This window comes from Promicromonospora iranensis (assembly GCF_028994775.1).
In the GTDB taxonomy this organism is placed as follows: domain Bacteria; phylum Actinomycetota; class Actinomycetes; order Actinomycetales; family Cellulomonadaceae; genus Promicromonospora; species Promicromonospora iranensis_A.
Window position 1 is genome coordinate 45450 of the sequence record NZ_JAJQMN010000013.1, and the last position, 13746, is coordinate 59195.

The window sequence follows — 13746 nt, forward strand, 5'->3', positions numbered from 1 at the left end:
TCAGTCCGAGCCTTCCGGCGTGGCCCGGGCCTCCAGGCCCCGCCGGAAGGGGGCGACCTTGTCCGGGTTGAGCTGCCAGTTGAGCTCGTGCAGGCCGTCGCCCGAGGCGACGACGGTCAGGACGCCGATCAGCTCGCCGTCCCGCTCCATCGCCATCCCCTCCTCGCCGTTGACGACGATCGGCCGCGTGGTGATACCGGCCCAGAAGATGTCGGCGAACGAGGACAGGACCCGCGCCACCTTGTGGCGACCCATGACCGCGACGCGCGCGACATGCTTCGCGGTCCCGTTGCTGTCGGCCCGGCTGACGACGTTCTCCGCGAGCAGCTGCTCCAGCCGCTCGACGTCGCCCACGCGGGCGGCGGCGAGGAACGCGTCCAGGAGCGCGCGACGCTCCGGGCCGCTCACCGTGTTCCGCGGCTCCGCGACGAGGTGCTTGCGCGCCCGGCTCACGAGCTGGCGCGTGGCGGTGGGTGATACCCCGACGATCCGCGCGATGTCCGGGTACGCGTAGTCGAACGCCTCGCGCAGTACATACGCGGCCCGCTCGGTCGGCGTCAGGCGCTCGAGCAGCATCAGCAGGGCCACGTCCAGCGCCTCCGCCCGCTCGGCGCCGAGCGTCGGGTCGGCGCTGGTGTCGACCGGCTCGGGCAGCCAGGGCCCGACATACGTCTCCCGGCGCGACCGCGCGCTCTGCAGCACGTTGATCGCCAGCCGGGTCGCCGTCGTGGTCAGGAAGGCCTGCGGGTTCACGACCACCGACCGGTCCGTGGTCTGCCACCGCACCCACGTCTCCTGCACCACGTCCTCGGCCTCGGCGGTCGAGCCAAGCATCCGGTACGCGATGCCGAACAGCCGCCGTCGTGCGGTGTCGAACACCGCTGCCGCGTCGTCCAGCGTGCTGTCCACGTCGCCTGTCATCGTGCTCTCCCTCGGGTGCCGCATCGACCGTACGCGACGAAATGTTCTTTGGTCCGGTCCTGCGGCGGGTGAACATGGTGTCATGACCACACCCGACCCGATCTTCGTGGACCCCCGTCTCGCGCGGCTCTACGACGCCTTCGACGACGATCGCGGCGACCTCGACCTGTACGTCGGGATCGCCGAGCGGTTCGGCGCACTCAACGTGCTCGACGTCGGCTGCGGGACGGGGGTGCTCGCCCTCCTGCTGGCCGGGCACGGCCTGCACGTCACCGGCGTGGACCCGGCCCAGGCCTCGCTCGAGGTCGCCCGGGCCAAGCCCGGCGCGGAAGCCGTCACCTGGATCGAGGGCGGAGCCGAAGCGGTCGCCGACCGGGGTCTCGACGCGGACCTGGCGACGATGACCGGCAACGTCGCCCAGGTCTTCCGCACCGACGCGGAGTGGGCGCAGGCGCTCGCAGCGGTGCACGACGCCCTGCGGGCCGGCGGGCGCTTCGTGTTCGAGACCCGGGTGCCGGCGCGGCAGGCCTGGCTCGGCTGGACCCGTGAGCATCGGTCGGCGCATCGTGAGATCGCCGGCGTCGGACCGGTCGAGATGTGGACCGACCTCCTGGAGGTCGCGCTCCCGTTCGTCACCTTCCAGCAGTCCTATCGCTTCCCGCCCGGCGTGCTGCCCGACGGCGACGTGGTCACCTCGGTCTCGACCCTGCGGTTCCGCGAGCGGGACGAGATCGAGGCGTCACTGAGCGCCGCCGGGTTCGAGGTCGACGAGGTGCTGGACGCGCCGGACCGGCCGGGCCTGGAGTGGGTGTTCGTGGCTCGCCGGCGCTGACCTCGGTCAGCCCAGGCTGCGGAAGAACGACCGGATGTCGTCGGCCAGCAGCCTCGGCTCCTCCATCGCGGGGAAGTGGCCGCCCTCGGTGAACTCGCTCCAGTGGCCGATGGCCTTCCACGGGTCCATGGCCCGGCGCATGAGCGGGTGGGTGTCGAACACCGCCCATGCGGCGGGCACGCCCGGGGATCCGGCCCAGTCGAGTCCCGCATGCTCGGCCTCGTAGTAGAACTGCGCGCTCGACGCACCGCTGCGGGTGAACCAGTACAGGCTCACGTTGGTGAGCAGCTGGTCGCGGTCGACCGCTTCCTCGGGCGTCGCGTGCGCACCGTTGGTCCACGTCTGGAACTTCTCGGCGATCCAGGCGAGCTGACCTACCGGCGAGTCGGTGAGCGCGGCACCGATCGTGTCGGGACGGTGGTTCTGCATCTCGAAGTAGCCGCGCTCGGCGACGTCCTCGGTGCGGATCGCCTCGATCTGGGCGATCTCGTCCTCGGTCAGCCCGTCGGGGTAGGGGAACTTGTCGCCGACCATCCCGAGCATGCGGCCGTCGCTGGCGGCGTGGGTACCGATGACGCGCTCCGGGTACAGCGCGCCGAGCCGGCCGGCGGTACCCGCGCCGATGTCGCTGCCGTGCGTGGCGAACCGCTCGTAGCCGAGGCGCGTCATGATCTCGGCATACGCCTCGGTGGTCCGCGCCACCTCCCAACCGGTCCCTGACAGCGGGGTCGAGAACCCGAAGCCGGGCAGCGACGGGATGACGAGGTGGAACTCCTCGGTCAGGAGGGGGACGAGGCGCTGGTACTCGACGAAAGAGCCCGGCCAGCCGTGGTTCAGGATGAGCGGGACAGCTTCGGGATCGGCCGAGCGCACGTGCACGACATGGAACGTCTGGCCGTCGACCACGGTGGTGAACTGCTCGTGCTCGTTGAGCTTCGCTTCCTGGGCGCGCCAGTCGAACCCGTCGCGCCAGTACTCGGCGAGCTCGGTCAGATAGGCCTGCGGGATGCCGCGGCTGAAGTCCGTCCGGTCGTCCCGGCCGGGCACCGGGAGCGGCCGCCGGGTGCGGGTGAGCCGGTCGTGCAGGTCGTCGACGTCAGCCTGCGGGATGTTGATACGGAACGGCGTGAGTGCGTTGTCCTCGGTCATGACACCCAGCGTGCCAGGTGAGGCGGACAGGTTCTGTCCTCTACTCGGACTCGTTCGACATCGGCGAATGCTGGATGCGCCGGACCAGCCGGGACCCGAGCAGGTCTTCGTGGCCCGGCCGGTCTGGCGCAGGGTCAGGAGATACCGCGGAAGAAGGTGCGGAGGTCGTCCGCGAGCAATTTCGGCTCCTGCATCGCGGGGAAGTGGCCGCCCTCGGTGAACTCGCTCCAGTGGCCGATCGCCTTCCACGGGTCCATCGCCCGGCGCATGAGCGGATGGGTGTCGAACACGGCCCATCCGGAGGGCACCCCCGGGGCCATGGACATGCCGGCTCCGGAGTGCTCGGACTCGTAGTAGAACTGCCCGAGCGACGCGCCGCTGCGGGTGAACCAGTACAGGCTGACGTTCGTGAGGAGCTGGTCGCGGTCGACGTCCGGCGTCCCGTAGCCGTCACTGGTCCTGGTCTTGAACTTCTCGGCGATCCACGCGAGCTGGCCGACCGGCGAGTCGGTGAGTGCCGCGCCGATCGTGTCGGGCCGGTGGTTGTGCATCCCGAGATACCCGCGCTCGGCCACGCGCTCGGTGCGCAGTGCCTCGATCTGAGCGGTCTCGTCGTCGGACAGGCCGTCGGGGTAGGGGAACTTGTCCCCGATCAACCCGAGCCACCAGCGGTCGCTGCCCAGGTGCGTGCCGATGACGCGCTCGGGATAGACCGCCGCGAGGCGCCCGGTGGTGCCCGCGCCGATGTCGGTGCCGTGGGCCGCGAACCTCTCGTAGCCGAGGCGCGTCATGATCTCGGCGTAGGCGTCCGCCGTCCGTGCCAGGTCCCAGCCCGTCCCGGACAGCGGGTTCGAGAACCCGAGGCCGGGCAGCGACGGGATGACCACGTGGAACTCGTCGGTCAGCAGCGGGACGAGGCGCTGGTACTCGACGAACGAGCCCGGCCAGCCGTTGCTCAGGATCAGCGGGGTGGCCTCCGGGTTCGCCGATCGCGCGTGGACGACGTGGAACGTCTGGCCGTCGACGACCGTCGTGAGCTGTTCGTGCTCGTTGAGCCTCGCCTCCTGGGCACGCCAGTCGAACCTGTCGTGCCAGTACTCGGCCAGCTCCTTCAGGTAGCCCAGGGGGATACCGCGGCTGAAGTCGGTGGGCTCGTCCCGACCCGGCACGAGGTTTGGCCAGCGCGTGTGCGCCAGCCGGTCACGCAGGTCGTCGACGTCGGCCTGGGGGATGTCGATGCGGAACGGTGTGGGGGTGTTGTTCTCGGTCATGACGTCCACGTTCCCGCCTAATGCGGCAGGTTAGCTTCCGCGATTGCTGGAATGATCGAGAACATGTTGGAGACCTCGGCCCGCCTGCTCGAACTGCTGTCCCTGCTCCAGCTCAAGCGCGACTGGACGAGCTCCGAGCTCGCCGGCCGGCTCGAGGTGAGCACGCGGACCGTTCGCGCCGACATCGGCAAGCTGCGGTCGCTCGGCTACCCGGTGGACGCACGCCCCGGTGTGGCGGGCGGGTACCGGCTGGTCGCCGGGACGGCGATGCCCCCGCTGCTGCTCGACGACGACGAGGCGGTCGCCGTCGCGGTCGGGCTGGGTTCGGTCGCGACCCGGGGACTCGGCGTCGAGGAGACCTCGCTCACGGCGCTCGCGAAGCTGGAGCAGGTGCTGCCCTCACGCCTGCGGCGGCGCGTCGAGACGGTGCGGGAGGCGACCAGCGCCGTTTCCGGGGCCGAACCACCGCTCGATCTCTCGGTGCTCGGCACCGTGGCCGCCGCGATCCGTGGCCACGAACGGCTCCGGTTCGGCTACACGAAGCCCGGGGGCAGTGAAGCTCCGCGCCACACCGAGCCGCAACGGCTGGTGAGCTGGGGGCCGCTCTGGTACCTGCTCGCATGGGATCTCGATCGTGACGACTGGCGGGTCTTCCGTGTCGACCGCATGGCGCCGCACGCACCGACGGGTGCGCGGTTCCGGCCGCGCGTGATTCCGGAGGACAAGGTCGTCGGGTACGTCGTCGGGCGCGTCAGCAAAGGGGCCTCGATGTACCGCGCACGGGTGCTCGTGCACGCTCCCGCCGTCGAGGTTGCCGCGAGGTTCGCGGTCCCGGTCGATATCGAGGTGGTCGACGAGTTCACGTGCCGTGTCGAGCTGGGTGCGGACGACCCGGACCGGATCGCGCTGTGGATGGCGCAGCTGGAGGTGGACATCGAGGTGATCGAGGGCGACGAGGTCGCGGCGGCCTTCCATCGCCTCGCGACGAGGTTCCGCCGCGCGGCGGGTGGCGTGTCCAGTGCTACGAGGCCGTCGCGGTGACCTCGGCATCCAGAGCGCCCTCCGCGAGGCGGACGTGCACGCCCGCGCCGACCGTGACGTCGTCGGGCCGCCGCACCACGTGGCCGTCCGCACGCTGCACGACGGCATAGCCGCGTTCCAGCGTCGAGGCCGGGGACAACGCCCGGACCTGGGCGCCGAGCCGCCCGATCTCGCCGCTCGCGCGCAGCAGCAGCGTGTTCAGGGCGTGGCGACTGTGCCGGAGCGACTGGATGATGTCGCGCTCGCGCGACTCGAGCATCGTGTGCGGCACGGCGAGGACCGGCCGCGAGCGGACGCCGTCGAGCCCGTGCTGCTCACGATCGATCATGGCCGCGACAGCGCCGCGCATCCGGTTGCGCGCCTGGGTGAGGCGGTGCCGCTCCTCGGAGACGTCGGGGACGATCCGCTTGGCGGCGTCGGTGGGCGTGGACGCCCGGTAGTCGGCGACGAGGTCGAGCAGTGGCGCGTCGGTCTCATGGCCGATGGCGCTGACCAGGGGAGTGCGGGCCTGTGCGACGGCACGGACCAGCGACTCGTTGCTGAACGGCAGCAGGTCCTCGACCGAGCCGCCGCCGCGTGCGACGACGATGACGTCGACGTTCGGGTCCTGGTCCAGCTCGGCGATCGCCTGCGACACCTCACGCACCGCGTTGACGCCCTGGACCGCCACCTCGCGGATCTCGAACCGCACCTGGGGCCAGCGAGCGCGGGCGTTCACCACGACGTCATGCTCCGCCTTGGACTCGCGCCCGCACACGAGCCCCACGACGGCGGGCAGGAAGGGGAGCTTGCGCTTGCGTGAGATGTCGAACAGGCCCTCCGCCGCGAGCACCTTCTTGAGCGCTTCGATCCGGGCAAGCAGCTCGCCGACGCCGACGGCCTTGATCTCGTTGGCCTGCATCTGCAGCGTGCCGCGCTTGGTCCAGAACACCGGCTTGGCGTGGATGACTACATGGTCACCCTCGCCCGGCGGCTGCGGCAGCATGCCCAGTACCCGGGAGAAGATCGTCACAGGCAGGGAGGCATCGGCGTCGGTGTCACGGAGTGTGAGCCATTGCATCCCGGAACCCGGGCGCTGGTTGAACTGCACCACCTGCCCCTCCACCCAGACCGGTGGCATCTTGTCGATGTACCCCTTGATCTTCTCCGAGAGCACGCGCACCGGCCAGGGGTTGGTGGCCGTGGTGTCGAGCGCTTTGCGGGGGAGCTCCGTGGGGAGGGGCCGCTGGGTTGGTTCCGTCACGTGTCCAACCCTGCCACCCACCACCGACACAAGCCCTCCGCACGCCGCCCCTAGACTGCAGGTGTGAGCGTCACGAGCCCTGAGCGTCCTGCTGAGACCAAGACCAAGCGCGTCCTGCTGGCCGCGCCCCGCGGTTATTGTGCGGGCGTCGACCGCGCGGTCGTCGCCGTCGAGAAGGCACTGGAGACGTACGGCGCGCCGGTGTACGTCCGCAAGGAGATCGTGCACAACAAGCACGTGGTGGAGACGCTGCGGGAACGCGGCGCGATCTTCGTCAACGAGACCGACGAGGTGCCCGAGGGCAGCCGGCTCGTGTTCTCGGCGCACGGTGTCTCGCCCGCCGTCCGCGCTTCGGCCGTGGCGCGGAGCCTCGACACGATCGACGCGACCTGCCCTCTCGTCACCAAGGTGCACAAGGAAGCGGTGCGGTTCGCCAAGGACGACTACGACATCCTGCTGATCGGGCACACCGGTCACGAGGAGGTCGAGGGCACCGCCGGCGAGGCGCCGGACCACGTGCAGATCGTGAACTCGCCGGACGAGGTCGACAAGGTAGTGGTCCGCGACCCCGACAAGGTCGTGTGGATCTCGCAGACGACGCTGTCCGTGGACGAGACCATGGAGACCGTGCGCCGCCTGCGCGAGAAGTTCCCGTCGCTGCAGGACCCGCCCAGCGACGACATCTGCTACGCCACGCAGAACCGTCAGGTCGCGGTGAAGAAGCTCGCGCCGGAGTGCGACCTCGTCATCGTCGTGGGCTCGGCGAACTCGTCCAACTCGGTGCGGCTCGTCGAGGTGGCGCTCCAGGCAGGGGCCAAGGCCTCGTACCGTGTGGACCGCAAGACCGAGATCAAGGATGAGTGGCTCGAGGGTGTCACCACCGTCGGCGTGACCTCTGGTGCCTCGGTGCCGGAGATCCTGGTCGAGGACGTTCTTGCTCACCTCGCCGACCACGGCTTCGGCACCGTTGACGAGGTCCGGACCGCAACGGAGGACCTCATGTTCTCCCTGCCGCGCGAGCTGCGCGCCGGGCTCAAGGCCGCCGGCGAGGAGCCCAAGCGTCCGCGCCGCGAGGAGCGCAAGGAGCTCCCGCAGGCCTGAGATCCAGCAGGCGCGTGGTCGGTAGTACGTCAGGAGGTCGGCAGCTCGAGCTGCCGACCTCCTGACGTACTACCGACCACGCAAGGCGCGCTGCTCAGCCGGCGGCTGCGCTGCCCTTGTCGCTCTCCTCGACGGCTTCGAGGGCGCGCTTGTCGGTCACCGCGAGCTCGGTCACCTCGAGCTGCTGCACGAGGATGCCGTCCGTGTCCTGCGCGCGGTCGATGGCGACGACGCCGCCCTCCTCGGCCGCCAGCAGCTCGGGCTTGGTGATGGGGCGCGGCACCTCTTCGATGCCGCGGACCTCGTCGATCGAGTCCCGCTCGTCGACCACGTCGAGCTCCACCATCCGGCGAGCCGACGTGAGCACGTTGCGCTCCAGCGAACCGATCATCTGGTTGTAGCTCTTCGTCGCGGACTCCAGGGCGCGGCCCGTCTTGGTGACGTGACCGGTCATGGTGACCAGGCGCGCGTACAGCTCCTTGCCGACGGTGAGTACCTTCTGGGCGTTCTCCGCCAGCGCCTCCTGACGCCACGCGTACGCGACGGTGCGCAGCAGGGCGAGCATCGTGGTGGGGGTGGCAATGATGACGTTCTTCTGCGCCGCGTACTCCAGCAGCTCCGGCGCGCGTTCCAGCGCCGCAGAGAGGAACGCCTCGGCGGGCACGAACATCACGACGAACTCAGGTGCGGGCTCGAACTGGTTCCAGTACTTCTTGCCGGCCAGGTCGTCCACGTGCTTGCGCATGTGCCGGACGTGCGCGTCGAGGCGCTGCTCGCGGTAGGTGGCGTCGTCGGACTGCTGCGCCTCCAGGAAGCCCAGGAACGCGACCTTCGAGTCCACCACCACGCGCTTGCCGCCCGCGAGGTTGATGACCATGTCGGGGCGCAGCGTGCCGTCGTCGGTCGTGACCTGCGCCTGCTCGGTGAAGTCGACCCGGTTGATCATGCCCGCCGACTCCACGACCTTGCGCAGCTGCAGCTCGCCCCACGCACCGCGCGTCTGCGACGAGCGCAGTGCCGTGACGAGGTCCGCCGTGCCGTTGCGCAGTTCGGTCGACACCTCGGCGACGTTGCGCATCTGCTCCACGAGCGCGCCCTGCCCCTCGATGCGGGCCTTCTCCGCCTGGAGCACCTCGCTGCGCACCAGCTCAACAGCCTTGGTCAGCGGGTCCACCAGCGACTTCACGGCTTCCTCGCGCTTGGCCAGCGCCTGCTCGCCGTCCGACGCCGACCGCTTGAGCCGCTCCTCGGCGAGCTCGAGGAAACGCTTGCTGTTGGCGTCCAGCGCGTCACCGGCGAGCGCCTGGAACTGACGGCGGGCGTGCTCCTGTTCGGAACGTGCGGCGGCGATCTGTTCGGCGGCGCGTTCCCGCGCGGCGTCGATCTGCTCGTCCGCACGGGTCTGTGCGGCGGCGATGCGCTGCTCGGCGGACTCCGCCTGGGCGCGCAGCCGGACGACCTCCATGTCGGCGTCGCGGAGCGCCGGCGTAACGCGCTGCGCGTGACCGAGCCACCCCAGCAGCACGCCGACGACGAGTGCGCCGAGGGCCAGCAGAATCGTTGCGACGATGTCCATGGGCGACAGGCTGCCATGCGCCACTGACACTCCGGCACGGTGACACCCCGCGCGGTCGAAATCCTTCGGTATGCCCCGGGCTCGCAATTCTCCTCCCGACGACGGACGGCCTTCACCCGTCACTCATCCTCGCGTCGGATCCGACGTGTCGGGCAGCACCGCTACGTTGGGTGTCATGACGACCCCAGCCGATCCGAGCCCTCCAGGCATCCCCGGGGCACCGGCCCCGGAACCACGCCCGCACGACCCGTCCGCCGCGCTCAGCGTCCGTGGGCTCTGGAAGCGGTTCGGACAGAAGATCGCCGTCTCCGGAGTCGATCTCGATGTGCCCGCCGGCTCGTTCTACGGTCTGGTGGGCCCGAACGGAGCCGGAAAGACGACGATGCTGTCGATGGCCACGGGGCTGCTGCGACCGGACTTCGGCACCGCCTGGGTGCACGGCGTGGACCTGTGGGCGCAGCCTGACCAGGCGAAGGCGACACTCGGCGTGCTGCCTGACGGTGTGCGGCTGTTCGACCGGTTGACCGGACGCCAGCTGCTCACGTACGCCGGGATGCTGCGCGGCATGGACAAGGACACCGTCGTGGAACGGACGGACGACCTCCTGAAGGCGTTCGACCTGGTGGCGGACGCGGACAAGTTCGTCGTGGACTACTCGGCGGGCATGACCAAGAAGATCGCGCTGGGCAGCGCCATGATCCATGCGCCTCGCACGCTGGTCCTGGACGAGCCGTTCGAGGCCGTCGACCCGGTGAGCGCCGCGAACATCCGCGACATCCTCAAGAGCTATGTGGCGGGCGGCGGGACGGTGATCGTCTCCAGCCACGTGATGGACCTGGTGCAGCGCATGTGCGACCACGTGGCCGTGATGGCGGCGGGACACGTCCTCGCGGCGGGCACGGTGGACGAGGTGCGCGGCGAGCAGAGCCTGGAAGACCGGTTCGTCGACCTCGTCGGTGGCCGTCAGCACTCGGAAGGGCTCTCATGGTTGCGCGGTTCCTGACCCTCAAGCTGACGCTCATGGGGAACACGTTCCGCAAGAGCGTCTGGCAGACCATCGGCATGATCGTCGCTTCGCTGTACGCCCTGGGCGTCGTCGGAATGCTGCTCGCGGGTGTTCTGGGCCTGGGGTTCCTCGGCGACCCGGCCTGGGCCGGCCTGGCGATCACCCTGGGCGGAGCCCTGGCCGTCCTGGGTTGGTGGGTCATCCCGATTTTCGCCTTCGGCGTGGACGCCACTCTGGACCCGCAGCGGTTCACGACCTTCGCGATTCCCCGGCGCACCCTCCTGATGGGTCTCGCGGTGGCGGGGCTGGTCTCGGTGCCCGGCATCGCGACGGTCCTCCTCGCGCTCGGGGCCTCCTTCGCCTGGCTCCTGGAGCCGGGCGTGCTCCTCGTCTCGCTCGTCGGAGCGGTGCTCGGGATCGCCACGTGTGTCCTCGGCTCCCGGGCGATCACCACGGTGCTCGCTCCCGTCCTGGAGTCGCGGCGGTACCGCGAGGTCGTGGCGATCGTGGCCGTCGTGCTCGTCGTGATGATCGGCCCGCTCGTCAGCTGGCTCACGAACGGTGTCGAGGTGACGGTCGAGCCCAGCTCGGAGACGAGCACGGGGTCGCAGGTCCTGCCACTGTTCGAGCAGGTGGCCGGCGTCATCGGCTGGACGCCGTTCGGTGCGGCCTGGTCTCTCGGAAGCATGGCGCACGACGGCGACTGGGCAGGCCTTGTGGGACGGCTCGCCGTCGCCCTCGGCACCGTCGGGCTGGCCTGGCTGATCTGGGACCGGGCGCTGGCCCGCGCTCTGGTGAGCCCGCCCGTCGGCGGCGGTGGCGGGAGCAAGGCGAAGGGGCTGGGAGCGTTCGGCCGCGTCCCGGCCTCGCCCACCTGGGCCGTCGCCGCACGGACCGCGACCTACTGGCTGCGGGACCCGCGCTACTCCGGCTCGATCGCCGTCGTCCCGCTGCTGCCGGTCATCATGTACTTCGCGGGGCAGAGCACCGGTAGCTTCTTCATGCTGCTGGCGACCGGACCGTTCGTGGGCTGGATCCTCGGCTTCAGCATCTCCAACGACATCGGCTACGACAACACGGCGTTCGCCCTGCACGTCTCCTCGGGCGTCGACGGCCGCACGGACAGGTGGGGTCGCGCGATCCCGATGCTGGTCGCAGGGCCGCTGGTCACGGCCGCCACGGTGCTGGCCTCGGTGTGGGTCGCCGACTCCTGGCACCTGACGCTGCCACTGATGGGGCTGGGGCTCGGTTCCCTGCTGGTGAGCACAGGTGTGTCGTGCGCGGTCTCGGCACGTCTCGTCTATCCCGTCGCGAAGCCGGGGGAGAGCCCGCTCAAGTCTCCGCAGGGTGCCGCGATGGCGACCATCGTGTCGCAGGGCATCGGGTTCATCGTCACGGTGGGGCTGGCGTTGCCGGTCTTCGCGGTGGGTATCGCGGCGATCGTGGTGGGCGGACTGCTGTGGGGAATCGCGACCCTTGCGGTCGGTCTCCTCTACGGCGCCCTCATCCTGGTGCTGGCCGTGCGGTTCGGCGCTCGTGTGTACGACCGGCGCCTGCCGGAGCTGCTCCAGCAGGTGCAGTCGTTCCCCTGACGTCGACGTAGCGTCGCCCCAGGTCAGCCGTCGTGTCAGTGACCCGGCCTAGCCTGGGGCGATGACGCGATTCACGGCCGATGACGACCTGCGGGACGCCGAGTTCGTCGCGGCGGACCTGACCGGTTCCCGGTTCCGCTTCACCGACCTGGACGGTGCGACGTTCGACCAGTCGTACCTGCCCCGCGTGGTGATGCGCGGCGTCGACCTGACCGGCGCGGACATCGACGGGCAGATCGATGGCCTCAAGATCAACGGCGTCGAGGTGCTGCCGTTGATCGAGGCCGAGCTGAACCGTCGCCATCCCGGCAGGGAGCACGCCCGATCCCAGGTGCTGGCCGAGCAGCGAGAGTCGTTCGAGGCCGCGCTGCGCACCTGGTCGGCCACGCTCGACCGGGTGGCCGCCATGCCCGCGGGGACGGTGGACGAGCAGGTCGACGGCGAGTGGTCGGTCGCCCAGACGCTGCGGCACCTGGTGTTCGCTGTCGACGGCTGGGTGCGGCACGGGATCCAGGGCCTCGACGGTGCGTTCAGCCCGATCGGCCTGCCGTTCTCCGAGTACGACGACGAGGCGCGTGCGCTCGGCGTCGACGTCACGGTGACTCCGTCGTTCCAGGAGGTGCAGACGGCGTTCGCCGACCGCACGGCCCAGGTGCGCGCGCTGTACGACTCCCTCACGCAGGAAGCCTTCGAGTCGCCGGCCCGTCGGCTGCCGCCGTGGGAGCCAGAGACCCGCAGTCTTCCCGTATGGCGCTGCCTCGGGGTGATCGTCAACGAAGCCTGGGAGCATCACCGGTTCGCAGAGCGTGATCTCGACGAGCTCGAGCGCAGACGATTGGCGCCGGGCACGTAGAATGTGGCGACGTGGCTCTTACTATCGGCATCGTCGGCCTGCCCAACGTCGGCAAGTCCACCCTCTTCAACGCTCTGACCCGCAACCAGGTGCTCGCCGCGAACTACCCGTTCGCGACGATCGAGCCCAACGTGGGCGTGGTCTCGCTGCCGGACGAGCGGCTCAACAAGCTCGCCGAGATCTTCGGGAGCCAGAAGATCCTGCCGGCGACCGTGTCGTTCGTGGACATCGCGGGCATTGTCAAGGGCGCGTCCGAGGGTGAGGGCCTGGGCAACAAGTTCCTCGCCAACATCCGCGAGGCCGACGCCATCTGCCAGGTCACTCGCGCGTTCGACGACCCCGACGTCGTGCGCGTCGACGGCTCCATGGACGCCCCCGGTGACATCGAGACAATCTCCACCGAGCTGATCCTCGCCGACCTCCAGACCCTCGAGAAGGCCCTGCCGAGGATGGAGAAGGAGGTCAAGATCAAGCGCGGCGACCCGGTCCTGTTCGCCGCCGCCAAGAAGGCGCAGGAGATCCTGGACAAGGGCGTGACCCTGTACCAGGGTGCCGCCGACGCCGGTCTCGACCTGGCCGAGATCGCCAGCCTGCAGCTCATGACGGCCAAGCCGTTCATCTACGTCTTCAACACGGACGACGCCGGCCTCGCGGACACCGCGTCCCAGGAGGCCCTGCGCAAGGTCGTCGCGCCTGCCCAGGCGATCTTCCTGGACGCGAAGTTCGAGTCCGAGCTCGTGGAGCTGGAGCCGGACGAGGCCGCCGAGATGCTGGCGGAGTCCGGCCAGCCGGAGTCCGGCCTGGACCAGCTCGCGAAGGTCGGCTTCGAGACGCTCGGCCTGCAGACCTACCTCACGGCGGGTCCCAAGGAGGCGCGGGCCTGGACCATCCACAAGGGCTGGACAGCCCCGCAGGCCGCCGGCGTGATCCACACCGACTTCGAGCGCGGCTTCATCAAGGCCGAGGTCATCTCGTACGAGGATCTGGTCGAGGCCGGTTCGGTCGCCGCGGTGAAGGCGGCAGGCAAGGCGCGCATCGAGGGCAAGGACTACGTCATGCAGGACGGTGACGTGGTCGAATTCAGATTTAACGTCTGAGTGTCGACCGGCATCTGGCCTGATCTCCTGGCCTGCCCAGACGCAGGTTGACCTGCGGCAATAC

12 protein-coding genes are annotated in these 13746 nt (G+C 69.9%); 7 read left to right on the forward strand and 5 right to left on the reverse strand.

Features of this window, described 5'->3' with window-relative positions; all coding sequences use genetic code 11:
- The gene (gene sigJ, locus LUU90_RS21760; protein WP_275006049.1) at window positions 1-921 is read right to left on the reverse strand and encodes an RNA polymerase sigma factor SigJ; all 921 of its coding nucleotides are present in this window, start codon (window positions 919-921) and stop codon (window positions 1-3) included.
- A gap of 82 nt (window positions 922-1003) precedes the next feature.
- Between sigJ and LUU90_RS21765 the strand changes: the two genes are divergently transcribed.
- The gene (locus LUU90_RS21765) at window positions 1004-1753 is read left to right on the forward strand and encodes a class I SAM-dependent DNA methyltransferase (RefSeq protein WP_275006050.1); all 750 of its coding nucleotides are present in this window, start codon (window positions 1004-1006) and stop codon (window positions 1751-1753) included.
- A 6-nt stretch (window positions 1754-1759) separates the two neighbouring features.
- Here the strand turns inward: LUU90_RS21765 and LUU90_RS21770 are convergent, their stop codons facing one another.
- Together LUU90_RS21770 and LUU90_RS21775 are read right to left on the reverse strand one after the other, a co-directional pair.
- Window positions 1760-2902: an epoxide hydrolase family protein gene (locus LUU90_RS21770; protein WP_275006051.1), complete on the reverse strand. Its 1143-nt coding sequence runs from the start codon at window positions 2900-2902 to the stop codon at window positions 1760-1762.
- Window positions 2903-3036: 134 nt separating this feature from the next.
- Window positions 3037-4173: an epoxide hydrolase family protein gene (locus LUU90_RS21775; protein WP_275006052.1), complete on the reverse strand. Its 1137-nt coding sequence runs from the start codon at window positions 4171-4173 to the stop codon at window positions 3037-3039.
- Between the two features lie 63 nt (window positions 4174-4236).
- Between LUU90_RS21775 and LUU90_RS21780 the strand changes: the two genes are divergently transcribed.
- Window positions 4237-5214, forward strand: coding sequence for a helix-turn-helix transcriptional regulator (locus LUU90_RS21780; protein WP_275006053.1), 978 nt, complete (start codon window positions 4237-4239; stop codon window positions 5212-5214).
- Here LUU90_RS21780 and xseA read toward each other — a convergent pair.
- Window positions 5195-6457, reverse strand: coding sequence for an exodeoxyribonuclease VII large subunit (xseA, locus tag LUU90_RS21785; protein WP_275006054.1), 1263 nt, complete (start codon window positions 6455-6457; stop codon window positions 5195-5197). The two genes, LUU90_RS21780 and xseA, sit on opposite strands and share 20 nt — an antisense overlap.
- Before the next feature lie 63 nt (window positions 6458-6520).
- Here xseA and LUU90_RS21790 point away from each other — a divergent pair, with 63 nt between their 5' ends.
- Window positions 6521-7558, forward strand: coding sequence for a 4-hydroxy-3-methylbut-2-enyl diphosphate reductase (locus LUU90_RS21790; RefSeq protein ID WP_275006055.1), 1038 nt, complete (start codon window positions 6521-6523; stop codon window positions 7556-7558).
- Window positions 7559-7652: 94 nt separating this feature from the next.
- Here the strand turns inward: LUU90_RS21790 and rmuC are convergent, their stop codons facing one another.
- Complete coding sequence (gene rmuC, locus LUU90_RS21795) at window positions 7653-9134, reverse strand: DNA recombination protein RmuC (RefSeq protein ID WP_275006056.1); 1482 nt, start codon at window positions 9132-9134, stop codon at window positions 7653-7655.
- Between the two features lie 175 nt (window positions 9135-9309).
- Here rmuC and LUU90_RS21800 point away from each other — a divergent pair, with 175 nt between their 5' ends.
- The 4 genes from LUU90_RS21800 (at window position 9310) to ychF (ending at window position 13682) form a co-directional block, all read left to right on the forward strand.
- Window positions 9310-10137, forward strand: a complete 828-nt coding sequence (locus LUU90_RS21800; RefSeq protein WP_275006057.1) for an ABC transporter ATP-binding protein — start codon at window positions 9310-9312, stop codon at window positions 10135-10137.
- Window positions 10119-11732 carry a hypothetical protein gene (locus tag LUU90_RS21805; protein WP_275006058.1) on the forward strand — a complete coding sequence of 538 codons (1614 nt, stop codon included), beginning with the start codon at window positions 10119-10121 and terminating at the stop codon, window positions 11730-11732. The genes LUU90_RS21800 and LUU90_RS21805 overlap by 19 nt, the downstream gene beginning before the upstream one ends.
- Window positions 11733-11793: 61 nt before the next feature.
- Window positions 11794-12585: a DinB family protein gene (locus LUU90_RS21810; protein WP_275006059.1), complete on the forward strand. Its 792-nt coding sequence runs from the start codon at window positions 11794-11796 to the stop codon at window positions 12583-12585.
- A gap of 11 nt (window positions 12586-12596) precedes the next feature.
- Window positions 12597-13682, forward strand: coding sequence for a redox-regulated ATPase YchF (gene ychF / locus LUU90_RS21815; protein WP_275006060.1), 1086 nt, complete (start codon window positions 12597-12599; stop codon window positions 13680-13682).
- Window positions 13683-13746: the final 64 nt, after the last annotated feature.

Coding starts and splice junctions, on each gene's coding strand:
- sigJ (WP_275006049.1), bottom strand. CDS start 921: ATGACAGGCGACGTGGACAGCACGCTGGACGACGCGGCAGCGGTGTTC.
- LUU90_RS21765 (WP_275006050.1), top strand. CDS start 1,004: ATGACCACACCCGACCCGATCTTCGTGGACCCCCGTCTCGCGCGGCTC.
- LUU90_RS21770 (WP_275006051.1), bottom strand. CDS start 2,902: ATGACCGAGGACAACGCACTCACGCCGTTCCGTATCAACATCCCGCAG.
- LUU90_RS21775 (WP_275006052.1), bottom strand. CDS start 4,173: ATGACCGAGAACAACACCCCCACACCGTTCCGCATCGACATCCCCCAG.
- LUU90_RS21780 (WP_275006053.1), top strand. CDS start 4,237: ATGTTGGAGACCTCGGCCCGCCTGCTCGAACTGCTGTCCCTGCTCCAG.
- rmuC (WP_275006056.1), bottom strand. CDS start 9,134: ATGGACATCGTCGCAACGATTCTGCTGGCCCTCGGCGCACTCGTCGTC.
- LUU90_RS21800 (WP_275006057.1), top strand. CDS start 9,310: ATGACGACCCCAGCCGATCCGAGCCCTCCAGGCATCCCCGGGGCACCG.
- LUU90_RS21805 (WP_275006058.1), top strand. CDS start 10,119: ATGGTTGCGCGGTTCCTGACCCTCAAGCTGACGCTCATGGGGAACACG.
- LUU90_RS21810 (WP_275006059.1), top strand. CDS start 11,794: ATGACGCGATTCACGGCCGATGACGACCTGCGGGACGCCGAGTTCGTC.